This window comes from Brevundimonas sp. UBA7534 (assembly GCF_002479325.1).
In the GTDB taxonomy this organism is placed as follows: domain Bacteria; phylum Pseudomonadota; class Alphaproteobacteria; order Caulobacterales; family Caulobacteraceae; genus Brevundimonas.
On sequence record NZ_DLMO01000123.1, the window covers coordinates 386 to 15,966 of the forward strand.

General features: G+C 69.8%; 16 protein-coding genes. 7 read left to right on the forward strand and 9 right to left on the reverse strand.

Features of this window, described 5'->3' with window-relative positions; all coding sequences use genetic code 11:
• Window positions 1–55 precede the first annotated feature (55 nt).
• On the forward strand, window positions 56–250 hold the full coding sequence (locus B2U11_RS09680; RefSeq protein ID WP_292071385.1) for a hypothetical protein: 195 nt from the start codon (window positions 56–58) through the stop codon (window positions 248–250).
• A gap of 121 nt (window positions 251–371) precedes the next feature.
• Here the strand turns inward: B2U11_RS09680 and holA are convergent, their stop codons facing one another.
• From holA to B2U11_RS09700, 4 genes are all read right to left on the reverse strand, one after another.
• Window positions 372–1,424, reverse strand: a complete 1,053-nt coding sequence (holA, locus tag B2U11_RS09685) for a DNA polymerase III subunit delta (protein WP_292071386.1) — start codon at window positions 1,422–1,424, stop codon at window positions 372–374.
• 10 nt (window positions 1,425–1,434) lie between these two features.
• Entirely contained in the window at window positions 1,435–1,914 is a 480-nt protein-coding gene (gene lptE / locus B2U11_RS09690) for an LPS assembly lipoprotein LptE (RefSeq protein WP_201216671.1), read from the reverse strand.
• A complete protein-coding gene (gene leuS / locus B2U11_RS09695) occupies window positions 1,914–4,463 on the reverse strand; it encodes a leucine--tRNA ligase (RefSeq protein ID WP_292071387.1) in 2,550 nt (849 codons plus the stop codon). The genes lptE and leuS overlap by 1 nt, the downstream gene beginning before the upstream one ends.
• Window positions 4,464–4,659: 196 nt before the next feature.
• Window positions 4,660–5,115: a DUF3576 domain-containing protein gene (locus tag B2U11_RS09700; RefSeq protein ID WP_201216984.1), complete on the reverse strand. Its 456-nt coding sequence runs from the start codon at window positions 5,113–5,115 to the stop codon at window positions 4,660–4,662.
• A gap of 349 nt (window positions 5,116–5,464) precedes the next feature.
• On the opposite strand from B2U11_RS09700, the gene B2U11_RS09705 reads away from it, so the two are divergent.
• Window positions 5,465–5,848: an NtrZ family periplasmic regulatory protein gene (locus tag B2U11_RS09705; protein ID WP_250201863.1), complete on the forward strand. Its 384-nt coding sequence runs from the start codon at window positions 5,465–5,467 to the stop codon at window positions 5,846–5,848.
• Here B2U11_RS09705 and B2U11_RS09710 read toward each other — a convergent pair whose 3' ends face one another.
• The gene (locus B2U11_RS09710) at window positions 5,849–6,487 is read right to left on the reverse strand and encodes a thiamine phosphate synthase (protein ID WP_292071388.1); all 639 of its coding nucleotides are present in this window, start codon (window positions 6,485–6,487) and stop codon (window positions 5,849–5,851) included.
• On the opposite strand from B2U11_RS09710, the gene B2U11_RS09715 reads away from it, so the two are divergent.
• Together B2U11_RS09715 and B2U11_RS09720 are read left to right on the forward strand one after the other, a co-directional pair.
• Window positions 6,486–7,184, forward strand: a complete 699-nt coding sequence (locus tag B2U11_RS09715; RefSeq protein WP_292071389.1) for a YggS family pyridoxal phosphate-dependent enzyme — start codon at window positions 6,486–6,488, stop codon at window positions 7,182–7,184. The two genes, B2U11_RS09710 and B2U11_RS09715, sit on opposite strands and share 2 nt — an antisense overlap.
• 81 nt (window positions 7,185–7,265) lie before the next feature.
• Window positions 7,266–7,952, forward strand: a complete 687-nt coding sequence (locus tag B2U11_RS09720; RefSeq protein ID WP_292071390.1) for a response regulator transcription factor — start codon at window positions 7,266–7,268, stop codon at window positions 7,950–7,952.
• Here B2U11_RS09720 and B2U11_RS09725 read toward each other — a convergent pair whose 3' ends face one another.
• A complete protein-coding gene (locus B2U11_RS09725; protein WP_292071391.1) occupies window positions 7,953–9,206 on the reverse strand; it encodes a UbiH/UbiF/VisC/COQ6 family ubiquinone biosynthesis hydroxylase in 1,254 nt (417 codons plus the stop codon).
• 130 nt (window positions 9,207–9,336) lie between these two features.
• On the opposite strand from B2U11_RS09725, the gene B2U11_RS09730 reads away from it, so the two are divergent.
• The 3 genes from B2U11_RS09730 (at window position 9,337) to xth (ending at window position 13,829) form a co-directional block, all read left to right on the forward strand.
• Window positions 9,337–11,751 (forward strand): FtsK/SpoIIIE family DNA translocase, encoded by a 2,415-nt coding sequence (locus B2U11_RS09730; RefSeq protein WP_292071392.1) that lies wholly within the window; start codon window positions 9,337–9,339, stop codon window positions 11,749–11,751.
• Between the two features lie 356 nt (window positions 11,752–12,107).
• A complete protein-coding gene (locus B2U11_RS09735) occupies window positions 12,108–12,794 on the forward strand; it encodes a LolA family protein (RefSeq protein ID WP_292071393.1) in 687 nt (228 codons plus the stop codon).
• A 237-nt stretch (window positions 12,795–13,031) separates the two neighbouring features.
• Window positions 13,032–13,829 (forward strand): exodeoxyribonuclease III, encoded by a 798-nt coding sequence (gene xth / locus B2U11_RS09740; protein WP_292071394.1) that lies wholly within the window; start codon window positions 13,032–13,034, stop codon window positions 13,827–13,829.
• Window positions 13,830–13,844: 15 nt separating this feature from the next.
• Here xth and B2U11_RS09745 read toward each other — a convergent pair whose 3' ends face one another.
• From B2U11_RS09745 to rsmI, 3 genes are all read right to left on the reverse strand, one after another.
• A complete protein-coding gene (locus B2U11_RS09745; RefSeq protein WP_292071395.1) occupies window positions 13,845–14,660 on the reverse strand; it encodes a transglutaminase family protein in 816 nt (271 codons plus the stop codon).
• Window positions 14,661–14,679: 19 nt separating this feature from the next.
• A complete protein-coding gene (locus tag B2U11_RS09750; protein WP_292071396.1) occupies window positions 14,680–15,096 on the reverse strand; it encodes a YraN family protein in 417 nt (138 codons plus the stop codon).
• Window positions 15,093–15,581, reverse strand: a 489-nt coding sequence (rsmI, locus tag B2U11_RS09755; protein ID WP_292071397.1) for a 16S rRNA (cytidine(1402)-2'-O)-methyltransferase, incomplete at its 5' end; no start/stop codon positions are given. The genes rsmI and B2U11_RS09750, both read right to left, overlap by 4 nt.

Here is a 15,581-nt window from a genome sequence, read left to right on the forward strand (position 1 = left end):
CTAAACGTCCCGAGATTGATGCGCGGCTGAAGCCGCCGGCGTGGTACAAGGGCGCATGACCGAAGAGAACACGCCGAGCGCCGCCGACAAGCTGAAGCGGGCGCTCGCCGCCAAGAAGGCGCTGAGAAGCGGCAAGACCGGTCATGGCTTCAACGCCCAGTCGGGCGCCAAGGCCGAGGAAAGGGCGGTCGCCGCGCGTAATCAGGCGATGGCCAAGCCGGCGTTCCGCCGGGCGTCGAAGCGCGGCTAGAGCGAAATCGGTCGAGTTGGACGCCGTCCGGCTCGGCTCAGATTTCGCTCTAGGATCAACTGAAGCCTGATCCACGGCATCTGCGGAATCGCGAAGCGACTCAACCTCAGCTGATCAGGCTTTAGAGCCCCAAGCGTCTGGCCTTGCCGGCGATTTCCAGCAGAAGGCGTTCGGCGATCAGCTGATCGGGCATCCCCGTCGTCTTGGTCGCCACGTCGGCGGTGTTGATGCTGTCCAGCGTCTCGTCCAGCGCCTCCAGCCGCCAGGAGCGGGCCTGCCGCAGCATTTCGGCCTCCTGTTTCCAGAATACTCCCGCCGCCTTGGCCGCCTCCTTGGCGTTCGCTCCGTTCGCCTGCAGGATATTGATCCGCCTGAGCTTTCCCAGATGTATCGCTGCGGATCGCACGGCCAGCACAGACGATTCCCCCTCGGCGAGGGCGCGCCTCAGCGCCGATTGGGCCGGGCCGGGCCGGGCGCCGAAGGCCTGGAGCGCCGCATCCGACAGGGAGGCGTCCGGCTCCACGCCCAGATGCGTCTCCAGCTCCTCCAGGTCGATGCTGCGGCCCGAGCCGGGGCCGACGAACAGGGCCAGGCGCTCGATCTCCTGGCGCATCAGCCCGCGTTCGCGCGGCAGGCGGGCGACGAAACGATCCAGGGCGTCGGAGGTCAGGCCCACCTTGTCGGCGGCCAGCGCCTCGCGAACCATGCGCGCGACGTCGCCGGTCTCGTCCTCGTAGCAGACGATGCCGACGGCGCCGGTCTCCTTTTCGGCGGTCTTGCGAAGGGCGGACTCTCGGCCCAGCTGGTCGGCCTCGACCACCAGCATGGCGTCGGGATTGTAGCCGCCCTCGGCGTGGATCTTCACCGCCGCCGCCACGGCCTTGTCCACCCCGGCCTTGAAGGTCGACAGGCGCACGCGCACCAGACGCCGTCCACCCATCATGGACAGGGCCGTCAGCGCCTCTTCCAGCCTGGTCTCGTCGCCGTCGATGTCGCTGTCGGTCAGGACGGTGACGTTGAACGGGTCGTTCAGGTCGGGGGTGACAGTGCGGCACAGGATCTCGGCGCGCTCGGCGACGCCGGACCGGTCCTTGCCGTGGATCACCGCCGCCCGCACCGCCGGATCGGGCGCCTTCAGGAAACGATCAATCTCGGGACGTTTAGAGAGGATCATCGGGGGCGGCTCACCGGCCGGCCAGCGCCTGCATCAGGTCCAGGCGGATCAGACGGGCCAGTTCTGCGGCGGCGCGCTCTTCCCCGTCCTGCTGGGCGGCGATGGCGGCGTAGGGCTGGTCGGCGGCGGCGTAGGTGGTGGTCACCGTCTCGGTCCCCGTCAACGGCGTCCCGCCCGAAGCCGGCGTCAGGATCCAGGTCGCCTTGACCGTCAGCTCATAGCGGGTGGCCGTGTCGTCGATCCGGCGGCCCAGGGAGCGGCGGTCCTGCTCGACGCGCGTGTCCAGACGATAGAGCGGCGCGGCGCCGCGATCCCAGGCCAGGGCGTCCTCCAGCTGTTCGCGCAGGCGATACCCCAACCGGTCGTCCTGGGTCGTGACCGCGATGCGACGCAGCGACGAGCCCACGCCTGGATCGGCGTAGAGCGGTGTGAACCCGCAGGCCGAAACCAGCGGGGTCGCCAGCAGCAGCGCCAGAAGGGCGCGCCGCATCAGCCGGCCACCAGGTTGACGATGCGGTCTTTGACCACGACGATCTTCTTCACGCTCAGACCCTCCAGTCGCGCCTTGACCGTCTCGTCGGCCAGGACCAGCGCCTCGACCGCCGACGGTTCCATGCCGCGCGCCACGCGGATTTCCGCCCGGCGCTTCCCGTTGATCTGGATGGGCAGGACCACCTCGTCATCGGCCGCCAGAGCAGCGTCCCACACGGGCCACGGCGCGTCCAGAACCATCCCTTCTTCACCAAGGCGGGTCCAGCATTCCTCGGCCAGATGGGGGGTGAAGGGGGCGATCAGCCGGGCCAGGGCCGACAGGGCCTGACGACGCGCGTCGCCGCCGGCCTGAGCCGTGTCGCGAATGACGGCGACAAAGGCGTACAGCTTGGCGATGGCCGAGTTGAAGCGGAAGCCTTCGACGCCTTCCGATACGGCCTTGATGGCCTTGTGCGTCTCGCGCAGCAGCTCGGCGTTGGCCTTGTCCTCGCCGGCGAAGGCGGGGTCGTAGGCGTCGAACAGCGACCAGGCGCGCTGGACGAAGCGGCTGGCGCCCTCCACCCCGCCGGGGGTCCATTGCACGTCCCGCTCGGGCGGACTGTCGGACAGGACAAACAGGCGGCCGGCGTCGACGCCGTGGCTCTCCAGGATTTCCGCCGGGGCGACGACGTTCTTCTTGGACTTGGACATCTTCTCGATGTCGCCGATCGTCAGGGTCTCGCCGGTCGACAGCTGACGCGCCGCGCGGACGCCGCCGTCATTGCTCAGCTCGACGTCGGTGGGCTCGACCCACTGGCCGTCGGGGCGGCGATAGGTCTCATGGACCACCATGCCCTGGGTGAACAGGCCGGCGAACGGCTCCTTGACGTTCATCAGGCCGGCGTCGCTGAGCGCGCGGGTGACGAAACGGGCGTAGAGCAGGTGCAGCACCGCATGCTCGACCCCGCCGATGTACTGGTCGACCGGCAGCCAGCGGTCGGCGGCGACCTTGTCGATCGGCTGAGCGGCCTTGGGGTCGGTGAATCGAGCGAAATACCAGCTGGAGTCCACAAAGGTGTCCAGGGTGTCGGTCTCGCGCGTCGCGTCGGCGCCGCACGACGGGCATTTGACGTGCTTCCACGTCGGATGCCGATCCAGCGGATTGCCGGGAATATCGAAGGTGACGTCCTCGGGCAGTTCGACCGGCAGCTGATCGGCCGGAACCTCCACCGGGCCGCAGGCCGGGCAGTGGATGATCGGAATGGGGCAGCCCCAGTAGCGCTGACGCGACACGCCCCAGTCGCGCAGGCGATAGATGGTCGCGCCCTGGCCGGTTCCGGCCGCCTCGACGCGACGCACCGCCTCGGCCTTGGCGGCCTCGATGTCCAGCCCGTCGAGGAAGTCGGAATGGAAGATCGTCCCCGGACCGACATAGGCCTCGTCGGCCACGGCGAAGTCGTCGCCGGCGCCCTCGGGGCGCACCACGGGGATGACCGGCAAGTCGTACTTGCGGGCGAAATCCAGGTCGCGCTGGTCGTGCGCCGGGCAGGCGAAGATGGCGCCCGTGCCGTACTCCGACAGGATGAAGTTGGCGATCCAGACCGGAACCTCGGCGCCGGTGAAGGGGTGGAGGACCTTCAGCCCGGTGTCCCAACCGATTTTCTCGGCCTGTTCGATGTCGGCCTGGGAGGTGCCGCCCTCGCGGCATCTGGCGACGAACTCGGCGACGCGCGGATCGGCTTCGGCCAGTTGTTTCGACAGGGGGTGATCGGGGGCCAGGCCCAGGAAGCTGGCGCCGAACAGTGTGTCGGGGCGGGTGGTGTAGATCTCGACCCCGGCGTCGAACCCTTCGGGCGCGGGTCCGGCGAAGGCCCAGGTCATCTGCAGGCCCTTGGAGCGGCCGATCCAGTTCTCTTGCATCAGCCGGACCTTCTCGGGCCAGCGGTCCAGCGTCTTCAGCCCGTCGATCAGGTCGTCGGCATAGTCGGTGATGCGCAGGAACCACTGGTTCAGCTTGCGCTTCTCCACCACCGCGCCCGAGCGCCAGCCGCGCCCGTCGATGACCTGCTCGTTGGCCAGGACGGTGTTGTCGACCGGGTCCCAGTTGACGACGCCGTCCTTGCGATAGACCAGGCCGCGCCGATACAGCTCCAGGAACCAGGCCTGCTGCTTGCCGTAGTATTCCGGGTCGCAGGTGGCGAACTCGCGCGACCAGTCCAGCGACAGCCCCAAGAGCTTCAGCTGCTCGCGCATGGCGGCGATGTTGGAATAGGTCCAGCCCTTGGGGTGGATGCCGCGCTCCATGGCCGCGTTCTCGGCCGGCATGCCGAAGGCGTCCCAGCCCATCGGGTGCAGAACGTCGAAGCCCTGGGCGCGCTTTGACCGCGCCACCACGTCGCCCATCACATAATTGCGGGCATGGCCCATGTGGATGTTTCCCGAAGGATAGGGAAACATTTCAAGCACATAGTACTTCGGCCGTCCGGTGTCCCTCGTGACGAAGGCGTCGGCCTGGGCCCAGCGGGCCTGCTGGCGGGGTTCGGCGGTCTTGGGTTCGTAGCGGGCCACGGTCGTCCTGAAATCGAAAAGGGCGCTGCCGCCCTCCGGCTCAACTAGCCCGAAGGACGACAGCGCCCAAGAAATTTTGCGTCGCGTCGCGAAACGGGCGCTAGGCGCTCAAGCAGCCCAAGGGCGATAGCGCGGAAACAATGGCGCTAAAGCAGCCCAAGGGGCGGTAGCGCCAAAGGGAACGCCGGCGCGGACGTCAGCCCGCGTTGGCGAGGTTCAACTGCCGCGCGCGGGTCAGGATCGCATTCTCCAGGTCCGCTTCGGTCTGGGCGGCGACCGGGGCCCCGGTCCACTGGCCGTCGGCGCCCTTCACTTCCTTGGTCACCGTGACGTTCAGCGCATCGGCGCGCAGGCGGGTGTCCAGGATGAAGACGGTCGCCTTGAAGCGCTCGTTCGGCGTCTGGGGATTGATGTACCAGTCATAGTTGATGACGCCGCCCCAGGGATCGGCGTTGGCCAGCGGCATGAAGCTGAGCGTGTCCAGCGAGGCGCGCCACAGATAGCCGTTCACCCCGATGCCCTGTTGCACGTCGACGCGCTGGGTCTTGCGGTCCTTGCCGCCGACGAAGGGGATGCTGGAGCAGGCCGACAGGGCCACGCCGGACAGGAGGGCGACGGCGACGCCGCGAACCAGGGCCGTGTTGAGGCGCATCAAGGATAGTCTCCGTAACCATAAGGACCGTGCGGGGGTCTGCCCCGCACGCGCGCGGCTCCGCGCGGGAGCAGGGCTCTATAACACGGTGAAAAGGGGCGATGACAAGGCGAAGCGCGCGGCGCGCCCGCGCCCGTCGGCGTCAGATCGAAGCCCAAACGCCTCGCCGTGGTCCGATTCCCGTGACGCTCGCGCCACATCGCACTGCAACAATGACGGGGAACCGGGTTATGCGGACGACGTTGCGTTGACCGGGCGGGCCTCTGATGTCTAATCGCGGGGTTCACGGTCGTATAAGGCCGGTTCAGGATTTGTCGGTGCGTCGTCGGGCGCGCCTGAAGGGTTGGAAATGCGTCTTGGCGCTTTCATCGCTGTCGCCGCCGTGATTTCGGTCACGGCCGCCGCGGGTTCCGCTGCGGCGCAGTCGCGCACGCCTTCGGTGTCGCTGACCGAAGCCCAGCAGGCCCAGCGCAACGCCCCCGCCCAGCAGCGTCGGGGTCTGCGCCTGAACGACAACGGCCGCTGGGGCCTTGATTTCAACCTGAACCAGCCTGTCGGTCGCGAAACCGACTGGGGCGATGTCGAGGCCGGCGCCTATTATCGGCTGAACGATCGCCTGCGCGTCGGCGCCGCCGCCGCCGTGGCCTCGCCCGAGGCCGATCCGGCTCGCGCGCCGGAAACCAACGGCCGCGCCCAGCCGCGCGTGCGTCTGGAAACCATCTTCAAGTTCTGATCAGGCCGGGGCCTGAAAGGCCGCCTGGATCGCCGAAACCGCCGCCAGACCGCAGGCGCCTGACGCGACCAGCGCCCCTGCATTGCCGACCGTGATTCCGCCCAGCGCATAGACGGGCCGGCGTGCAGCGTCGACCCGGCCGCGAAAGCCCTCCACGCCCAGCGCCGGCCGGGCGGCCGAGGCTCCGCCGGCGGGAAAGACCGGCGACAGCACCAGGGCGTCCAGTCCTTCGCCGGCGACAGGGCCGCCGTGCCAGGCGGCCGTCAGCAGCCAGTCGGGATGGACCGCGCGCATCGCCTGCGCCTGGCCCGCCGCGCGTTCGGGCAGGTGCAGGCCGTCGGCCTGGACCGCCTCGGCCAGGGCCGGGTCAAGGCCGACCAGAAGCCGGACCCCGGCGCGGCGCGTCGCCTCGCGCAGGCGGCGGCCGGTCTCTGCGGCATCGTCGCGCCCGAAGGCGCGATAGACCACGCCGGCCCCGGCGGGCAGGCGGGCCGCCGTCTCCCACGGCCGGGGGGTGCGCTCGGGATCCGTGAAGAACAGCAACGGCGGCAGGCTGACAGCGCCCGCCTGGCGGTTTAGAGCCGTGGCGGCGTTCCAGAGCGCGCGCGCCTCATCGCTGTAGCCGTCCGGCAGGGTCATGACCGCTTCTTCCCCCGCTTCGTCATCCGCGTCCATCGCCGAACGGTTCGCCCTGGTGCGCGGCCGCATCGCCCAGGCCTGCCGCGCGGCGGGGCGCGATCCAGAGGCCGTCACCCTGACGGCGGTATCCAAGACCCAGCCGCCCGAAGCGATCGACGCGGCCCTGGCGACGGGGCAGCGCGTCTTCGGCGAGAACCGGGTGCAGGAGGCGCTAATGCGCTGGACCGACCGACGTCCGAACCTGCCGGACCTCGAACTGAGGCTGATCGGACCGCTGCAGACGAACAAGGCGGCGGACGCGGTCGCCCTGTTCGACGTGATCGAGACGCTGGACCGGGAAAGGATGGCGCGCGCCCTGGCCGAGGCGTCGGACAGGCTGGGCCGGACGCCGCGCCTGCTGGTCCAAGTCAATACGGGCGCCGAGCCGCAGAAGGCCGGCGTCCTGCCCGACGCGGCCGACGCCCTGATCGGCGCGGCGCGGCGGACCTATGGTCTGGCGGTCGAGGGACTTATGTGCATTCCGCCGGCCGATCAGGATCCAGAGCCCCATTTCGCCCTTCTGGCCCGGATCGCGGAACGCAACGGCCTGGGCGTTCTGTCGATGGGGATGAGCGGCGACTATGAGGCCGCGATCGGCTTGGGCGCGACCCATGTGCGGGTCGGAACCGCGCTGTTCGGGGAACGAAATCGGCCCTAATCGCCCTCTAGGCCGTAACCCGACGTGAATTCACGCCCCCAAGCCTTGGCGCGGGGGCCAAGCCTCGCCATTGTCTGATCCATGCCCACGCCCAAGACCATCCTGATCATCGACGACGACGACGACCTGCGCGAAGCGCTGGCCGAACAGTTGAACCTGCACGAGGAGTTCAAGACCCAGCAGGCCTCGACCGCGACCGACGGCGTGCGCATGGGCCGCGAGATTCGCGCCGACCTGATCCTGCTGGACGTCGACCTGCCGGACATGGACGGCCGCGAGGCCTGCCGCCTGCTGCGCAAGGACGGGGTGTCGACCCCGATCATCATGCTGACGGCCCAGTCGGCCGATGCGGACGCCATCCTGGGGCTGGACGCCGGGGCCAACGACTACGTCACCAAGCCCTTCCGCTTCGCCGTGCTGCTGGCGCGCATCCGCGCCCATCTGCGCAGCCACGAACAGTCCGAGGACGCCGTCTTTTCCATCGGCCCGTACGAGTTCCGCCCGGCGGCCAAGGTGCTGATGGACGCCAAGGGCAAGAAGATCCGGCTGACCGAGAAGGAGACCAACATCCTGAAATATCTCTATCGCGCCGGGGCCAAGCCCGTGTCGCGCGAGGAGCTGCTGACGGAGGTGTGGGGCTATCACGCCGGGGTCACGACCCACACGCTGGAAACCCACATCTATCGCCTGCGCCAGAAGATCGAGCCCGAGCCGGGCCAGGCGCGCCTGTTGCTGACCGACGCAGGCGGCTATCGGCTCCAGCCCTGATCAGACCGCCTCGCCGCGCAGCAGGCGGGGCAGATCGCCGGTCGCGCCCCCGGCTTCGTGCATGAAGGCCCGACGCAAGGGGCCGATGCGGTTGACCGCCGCCATGCCCAGGTCACGCGCCAGCCGGATCGGGGCGATGTCGTTCGAGAACAGGCGCACAAAGGCGTCGAATCCCGCCGCCAGGGCCGCATTGTCGAACCGGCGCCAGCGGGCGTAGCGCTCCAGCACCGTCTCGGCGCCGATGTCCTCGCCCAGGCGCGCGGCCTCCGCCAGCACCTCGGCCAGGGCGGCGGCGTCCTTCAGCCCCATGTTCAAACCCTGGCCCGCGACAGGATGCACCCCGTGCGCGGCGTCGCCGATCAGGGCGATGCGCGGCGCGGTCAGGCGCTCGGCCAGGCTGAGCGACAGCGGATAGACGAAGCGCGGCCCCTCGACCGTCGCCCCATCGAGGAATTCCCCGAACCGGCGCATCAGATGGGCGTCGAAGGCGGGATCGGAGGCGGTCTTCAACGCCTCGGCCCGGCGGGTGGTCTCGGTCCACACCAGGCTGGCGCGCTGGTCGGTCAGCGGCAGGATGGCGAACGGGCCGCCCGGCAGGAAATATTCGTGGGCGACATTACGGTGATCGCGGCCCAGGCGGACGGTGGCGACCACCCCGCTCTGGCCGTAGCCCCAGCCGACGGTGTCGATGCCGGCGGCCTTGCGCACGGTGGAGCCGCGCCCCTCGGCCCCGACCACCAGCGGCGCGGTCAGTCGCGCGCCGTCCGCCAGGACGACGGTCGCCTTGCCCGGATCGGTCTCGACTGTCTTGACCGAGGCGGGCGCACGGACCCCAAGCCCCGCCGTCTCCACCGCCTTCGCCAGGGCCACGCGGATGCGGCGGTTCTCGACCATATAGCCCAGCGGCTCGCCGCCCGTGCGGTCGCCGATCTCCTCGGCGTCGAAGCGAAGGAAGGCGGGGGAGGCGGCCCGGCTGGCCGCGCCCGGCCGACGTCCGTCCGTGACCAGGATGTGGTCCATGCGGCAGGCATGGGGGCGAAGGTCGTCGCCCAGCCCCAGGGCCTCCAGCATACGGAAGGTCGAAAAGGCGATGGCGGTCGAGCGGCCGTCGAAGGTCGGCGCCAGTTGGGCGTCGAACGGCTGGAGATCGACCATCACGACCTTGAGCCCGGCCTGCGACGCCGCCAGGGCGAACGCCGCCCCGGTCAGCCCCGCGCCGGCGATGACGATGTCGTAGCGTTCGGTGTCGGCCATGAAGGGCTTGTCGCGCCGGCCGGCGCAAACGTCCAGAGCCAGTGTCCACGGCTCCGCTGGTAAACAGCCCCTTAACCCTGTCGATGCGACAAGGGCGGGACCGTTCTTCGCCGCAGGGTCCGCCCTTCTCATGTCCACCGCTCTCGCCGTCGGCCGTCAGGCCTGGATCAGCGCCCGCATCCTGTGGGACGCGCCGTTCGTGGTGCGGTTCCGGGGCGTGCTGCAGGCCTTGCTGGCGACGCTGCTGCTGGTCGCCCTGGTGTCCTGGAATCCGGCGGACGCCAGCCTGAACGCGGCCTCCAGCCTGCCGACGACCAACTGGCTGGGCGCGAACGGCGCCCTGTTCGCCGACCTTTTCATGCAGTCGCTGGGGCTGGCGGCCTGGCCCGCCGCCCTGCTGCTGGTCGCGTTCGGCCTGGCGCGCGCGATCGGCGATGTTCTGCAGCAGCGGTTGAAGCCGACGCCGCTGAAGGCCCTGGCCGCCACGGGCGGGGTGCTGTCGCTGTCGGCGGCTCTGGCGGCCCTGGCCGCGCCGGCGGCCTGGCCTCTGGCGGCGGGCCTGGGCGGCCTGTGGGGCGACGCCGTGACCGGCCTGGCCGCGCAGGGACTGGGCGCCCTGAAGATTCCCGGCGCCCGGATCATCGTCGGTCTGGTCTTTTTGGCCGCCGGGCTGTGGGCGACCGGATTCGCCATCGGCCTGAGGGCCGCCGATTTCCTGGACGCCCTGAACTGGGGCCGTTCGCTGCGGGCGCCGCCGCCGCAACCCGCCAAGGCCCCTCGCGCCAAGGCCGCTCGCGAAAAGGCGGCGCGGCCCGCGCCCGAGGCGCGTGTCGCCGCGCCGGCGGAAGCCGACCCGGTCGCGCCCGACCCTGCGCAGACCGCCTATGACGATCTGCCCCCCTGGGAGGAGGAGGCCGCGCCTGCGCCCGTCGCCCCGTCCGCCCGCGCCCGCGTCGAGGAACCGCGCGTCGCCGCGGTCAAGGCGCCCAAGGCCCGAAAGGACGTGGACGTCGACCAGCAGGCCTTCGACTTCGTGCGCCCCGAGGGCGCTTTCGACCTGCCGCCGCTCGGCATGCTGGCCAAGCCGAACCAGCGCGTCGCCTCGGTGGACGAGGAGTCCCTGAAACAGAACGCCAAGATGCTGGAGGGCGTGCTGCAGGAGTTCGGCGTGCGCGGCGTGATCGACCAGATTCGCCCCGGCCCGGTCGTCACCCTGTACGAGCTGGTCCCAGCGCCCGGCGTGAAGCACGGCCGCGTGGTCGCCCTGGCCGACGACATCGCCCGGTCCATGTCGGCGCGCGCCTGCCGCATCTCGGTGGTCCAGGGGCGAAACGCCATCGGCATCGAACTGCCCAACGCCAAGCGCGAGACCGTCTATCTGCGCGACCTTCTGGCCAGTCCGGAATATGACAAGAAGGGCCATCTGCTGCCCTTGGCGCTGGGCGAGACCATCGGCGGCGAACCCTATGTCGCCGACCTGGCGCGGATGCCCCACCTGCTGATCGCGGGCACCACCGGCTCGGGCAAGTCGGTCGGGGTCAACGCCATGATCCTGTCGATCCTGTACCGTCACAGCCCGGCCGAATGCCGCTTCATCATGATCGACCCAAAGATGCTGGAGCTGTCGGTCTATGACGGCATTCCGCATCTGCTGGCGCCGGTCGTCACCGATCCGAAGAAGGCGGTCGTCGCCCTGAAATGGACGGTGCGCGAGATGGAGGACCGCTATCGCCGCATGTCCAAGCTCGGCGTGCGCAACGTCGCCAGCTACAACGAGCGCGCCCGCGAGGCGCAGGAGAAGGGCGAGCATTTCGAGCGCACCGTCCAGACCGGCTTCGACGAGCAGGGCCGCCCGGTCTACGAGAGCGAAAAGATCCGTCCCGAGCCCATGCCGTATCTGGTGGTGGTGATGGACGAGATGGCCGACCTGATGCTGGTCGCCGGCAAGGACGTGGAAGGCGCGGTCCAGCGTCTGGCCCAGATGGCCCGCGCCGCCGGCATCCACCTGATCATGGCCACGCAGCGTCCGTCGGTCGACGTCATCACCGGCACCATCAAGGCCAACTTCCCGACCCGCATCAGCTTCCAGGTCACGTCCAAGATCGACAGCCGCACCATCCTGGGCGAGCAGGGCGGCGAGCAGCTGCTGGGCCAGGGCGACATGCTCTACATGGCCGGCGGCGGCCGCATCACCCGCCTGCACGGCCCGTTCGTCGAGGACCGCGAGGTCGAGGAGGTGTGCAAACACCTGAAGGCCCAGGCCGAACCCGACTATCTGGACCTCATCACCGACGAACCGGACGGCGACGGGGACGGCGGCTTCGACGAGGGCGGCGGCGGGTCCGGCGACGACCTCTACGACCGCGCCGTGGCGGTGGTGACGCGCGACCGCAAGGCCTCGACCTCCTACGTCCAGCGTCGGCTGCAGATCGGCTACAACCGCGCCGCCACCCTGATCGAGCGGATGGAGCAGGAAGGCGTGGTCAGCCCCGCCAACCACGCCGGCAAGCGCGACGTGCTCGCCGGCCCGCCGCCGATGGCGTGATCGCACAGCTCATCTCCCTCCCCCGCGGGGGAGGGTCGTCGCGCAGCGACGGGGTGAGGGCGGCAAGGCAAGGCCGCATTTCTCCAAGCTTGGACATCAGCGATGCATAGCCGAGCCGCCCCCACCCGTCCTCGCTCCGCTCGGCCACCCTCCCCGGAACGGGGAGGGTGAAAATCACGCGCAACCCTCCTCGCCCCGGCTCGTTCTCCACCCCGCTGTCTTCCCAAGCTTCAGCATTTCGATGAACAGGGCTTCATCGGAGCGCCGGAATATGGTCAGGCTCGCGTCATTCCGACGCCAAGCCGACCGGGCAAGACGGCAGGATCGACAACCATCCCGAACGGGAGACGACTGACATGACCGCACGCGTCCGCGCCCTCGCGCCCGCCCCCGCCGACCTCCAGCGCCGCCAGCTTCTGCTGGGCGCCGGGATTCTGAGCGGCGTCGCCGTTCTGGGCGGCCTGGCCGCGCCGGCCCAGGCCCAGTCGAACCTGTCGGCGGCCGACCGCGAGGTGGTGCAGCGCGCCCAGGCCTATCTGCAGGGCCTGACCTCGGCGCAGGGAACCTTCGTCGAGACCGGCCCCAACGGCCAGCGTCGCCAGGGCCGCTTCTATCTGCAGCGTCCGGGCAAGATGCGGTTCGAATACACCGATCCTGCCGGCCTTCTGGTCGTTTCGGACGGCTACAATGTGAAGCGCTACGACCCGCGCCTGAACAACTTCCAGCAGGTCCCGCTGGGGCGCACGCCGCTGTCCACCTTCCTGGCGCGCAACGTCCGCCTGGATCAGGGCGTGCGTATCGACCGGGTGACGCGCATGGACTCCGGCGCCTTCGCCATCGTGGCGCGCGACTCCAACCGCCCCAACGACGGCCAGGTCGTGCTGGCCTTCGCCGGCAACCCGATGCGACTGCACGAATGGACCATCACCGACGCGCAAGGGTCGCGGACGCGGACCCAGCTGACCTCGCTGCAGCCGGCCTCGGGCCTGGCCGCCAGCCTTTTCCAGCTGCGCGATCCCACCCGTCGCCCGGGCCGCAACTGACGAATCGACGTTATCGATCCGTGGCCGGAGAATCACAGGCAATAGTCAAAAATGATAATTTGACCTTTTATCCACGGCGTGACACTTTAAGCACAGGACGGCGGCGGCCGTCCGACCGCCACGGATGTCATCCCCCTCCCGGCGGCGAGAGAGACGAAACCTTCCCGAGCCCGGCCCTTTGCGGCCGGGCTTTTTTTAGGGGCTGAATCCCCGGCCGGGCCTGCTATTCGCAAGGGCATGACCCTTCGCCTCGCCACCTGGAACATCAACTCCGTCCGCCTGCGCATCGACCAGGTCGCGCGGTTCGTTCAGGAGCGCGCGCCCGACGTCCTGCTGTTGCAGGAGATCAAATGCACCACCGACCAGTTTCCGCGCGCCGCCTTCGAGGAGATGGGCCTGCCGCACCTCAGGGTCGCGGGCCAGAAGGGCTGGCACGGCGTGGCGATCGCCAGCCGCCTGCCTATCGCCGACAACACCACGCTTGAGGTGTGCAAGATGGGCCACGCCCGCTGCGTCTCGGCGCGGGTGGCCGGCGTCGACATCCAGAACTTCTACATCCCGGCCGGGGGCGACGTGCCCGATCGCGCCCTGAACCCCAAGTTCGATCACAAGATGGACTTCTACGAGCGGCTGACCGCCGAGATCGAGAAACGCGACCGCCAGGCGCCGCTGGTCCTGGCCGGCGACTTCAACATCGCGCCGGGCGAGAACGACGTCTGGAACCACCGCTACATGTCCAAGATCGTCAGCCACACGCCGATCGAGGTGGAGACGCTGAACCGGCTGCAAGATACGGGCGGTTTCGCCGATGTCCTGCGCGACCGCTTCCCCGAGCCGCAGAAGCTGGCCAGTTGGTGGAGCTACCGCGCCGCCGATTTCAGGAAGTCGAACCGCGGACTGCGCCTGGACCACATCTGGACCTCGCCCGGACTGACGCCCGCGGTGGTGAAGGACACGGCCCGCATCCACGACGATGTGCGAGAATGGGAGCGGCCCAGCGATCACGCCCCGGTCACCGTCGACCTGGACGTCTGACGGCCGCCGCGCAGATCAGTTCAGCCGCATCCTGACCCGTTCGAAGGTGGTGGAGCGCCGGGCCTCCTCGGCGCCGTCCAGGCCGCGCGCGCGCGACAGGGCCTCCATCGCCCCGGTCAGGGCGCCCTGTTTCTCGCGCGCCGAGGCCACGTCCAGCCAGGGGCGGTGGTCCTCCGGGTCCAGCAGGGCCCGGCGCAGGGCCGAGCGTTCGGCGCCGTCATAGTCTTGGGACCGGATGGCGCGGCTGAACAGCACGTTCTGCAGCCGGATCAGCGACTGCCGGTCGGTCACCGGCGCCATCAGTATGTCCAGCCGATCCGCCACGTGCGGTGTCAGCCCCGCCCGGAGCGCGCGCCGGGTCAGTTCGCTGGGCAGCACCAGCCGCCCCTGGCTGAACGGATCGAGCGCCACCGGCCCCTCGGTCGTTTCGACCCGCACCATGAAATGACCCGGAAAGTCCACGCCCGCCGCCTTCAGCCCGGCCGCCTTGGCCGCGTGGAGGTAGAAGACGGCCAGGGCCGCCGACAGGCCGCGCCGCCGCTCCGCCACGTCGATGATGTCGGTGTTCGACGGATGGTCGTAATGCAGCAGGTCGCCGTTCAGCCGGAGATCGGCGGCCATGGTTTCGGCCAGGGCGTCGTCGGGCCCTTCGCCGCCGATACGCTCGGCCAGCCGATCGCAGGCGTTGCGCGCCAGGGTCCGCACCGGTTCCGGGTCGCGGAACGGGTAGTCGTGGATGGCGCAGGCGATGGCGGCCTCGAGCAGGGGAAAGTCCGCGTCGCCGGCTTCTCCCGCGGTCGTCAGGATGGACTCGGCCTCGTCGCGGGTCATCCGCTCTCGATGCTCCCTTTCAGCCGCCGCGTTGGATCCCGCGAAGATGACGCGGAAAGCGGCCGGGGGCCAGCGCCACCATATCAATTCTCAATTCAAGCGGTTGCAGCGCGGGGCGATTGCGGCGAAGGGCCTCGGCCGCCGTCCGCAGCCGCTCGAACTGCGCCGGTTTCAGCGACAGGACGGCGGCGGCCAGCGTGGCGCGCCGCTTCACCTCGACCACCGCAAGCACCCGCCCACGACGGGCCAGAAGGTCGATCTCGCCACCCCGTCCCTTCAGCCGAAAGCCCAGGATCTGGTAGCCCTTGGCCATCAGCCAGGCCGCCGCGATCCATTCGGCCGCATGGCCGCTGCGGAAGGCGGCCCCGCCCCGGGCCTGGCGCCGCGCCGCCTTGAGGCGGCGAATCGGCGCGGGGCGGGGCAGGCGCTCGGTCACTTCCCCTGCAGTTCCAGGGCGCGGCGATAAAGGGCCTTGCGGTTCAGCCCCAGCGCCTTGGCGACTTCCGAGGCCGCATCGCCGGTCGACAGCCGGCCCAGGGCCTCGACCAGAGCGGCGTCGGCCTCGGCCTCCGATGCTTGCTCCGCCTCGCCCGGCCCGACGACGACGACGATCTCGCCCTTGGGCGCATCCAGCCGCGGATCGTCGGCCAGCTGGTCCAGGGGGCCGCGCACACACTCCTCGTAAAGCTTGGTCAGCTCGCGGGCGACGGCGGCCGGGCGCGGGCCCAGCACAGCCGCCATGTCGGCCAGACTGTCCTTCAGCCGTGGCCCGCTCTCGAAGAACACCAGGGTCTGACGCTGGCGCTTCACCTCTTCCAGCGCGGCGCGGCGGCCGGCGGTCTTGGGCGGCAGGAAGCCGGCGAACAGCACCCGGTCGGCGGGCAGGCCGGCGATGCACAGGGCGGCCAGCAGGCTGGACGG

Coding starts and splice junctions, on each gene's coding strand:
- B2U11_RS09680 (WP_292071385.1), top strand. CDS start 56: ATGACCGAAGAGAACACGCCGAGCGCCGCCGACAAGCTGAAGCGGGCG.
- holA (WP_292071386.1), bottom strand. CDS start 1,424: ATGATCCTCTCTAAACGTCCCGAGATTGATCGTTTCCTGAAGGCGCCC.
- lptE (WP_201216671.1), bottom strand. CDS start 1,914: ATGCGGCGCGCCCTTCTGGCGCTGCTGCTGGCGACCCCGCTGGTTTCG.
- B2U11_RS09700 (WP_201216984.1), bottom strand. CDS start 5,115: ATGCGCCTCAACACGGCCCTGGTTCGCGGCGTCGCCGTCGCCCTCCTG.
- B2U11_RS09705 (WP_250201863.1), top strand. CDS start 5,465: ATGCGTCTTGGCGCTTTCATCGCTGTCGCCGCCGTGATTTCGGTCACG.
- B2U11_RS09715 (WP_292071389.1), top strand. CDS start 6,486: ATGACCGCTTCTTCCCCCGCTTCGTCATCCGCGTCCATCGCCGAACGG.
- B2U11_RS09710 (WP_292071388.1), bottom strand. CDS start 6,487: ATGACCCTGCCGGACGGCTACAGCGATGAGGCGCGCGCGCTCTGGAAC.
- B2U11_RS09720 (WP_292071390.1), top strand. CDS start 7,266: ATGCCCACGCCCAAGACCATCCTGATCATCGACGACGACGACGACCTG.
- B2U11_RS09725 (WP_292071391.1), bottom strand. CDS start 9,206: ATGGCCGACACCGAACGCTACGACATCGTCATCGCCGGCGCGGGGCTG.
- B2U11_RS09730 (WP_292071392.1), top strand. CDS start 9,337: ATGTCCACCGCTCTCGCCGTCGGCCGTCAGGCCTGGATCAGCGCCCGC.
- B2U11_RS09735 (WP_292071393.1), top strand. CDS start 12,108: ATGACCGCACGCGTCCGCGCCCTCGCGCCCGCCCCCGCCGACCTCCAG.
- xth (WP_292071394.1), top strand. CDS start 13,032: ATGACCCTTCGCCTCGCCACCTGGAACATCAACTCCGTCCGCCTGCGC.
- B2U11_RS09745 (WP_292071395.1), bottom strand. CDS start 14,660: ATGACCCGCGACGAGGCCGAGTCCATCCTGACGACCGCGGGAGAAGCC.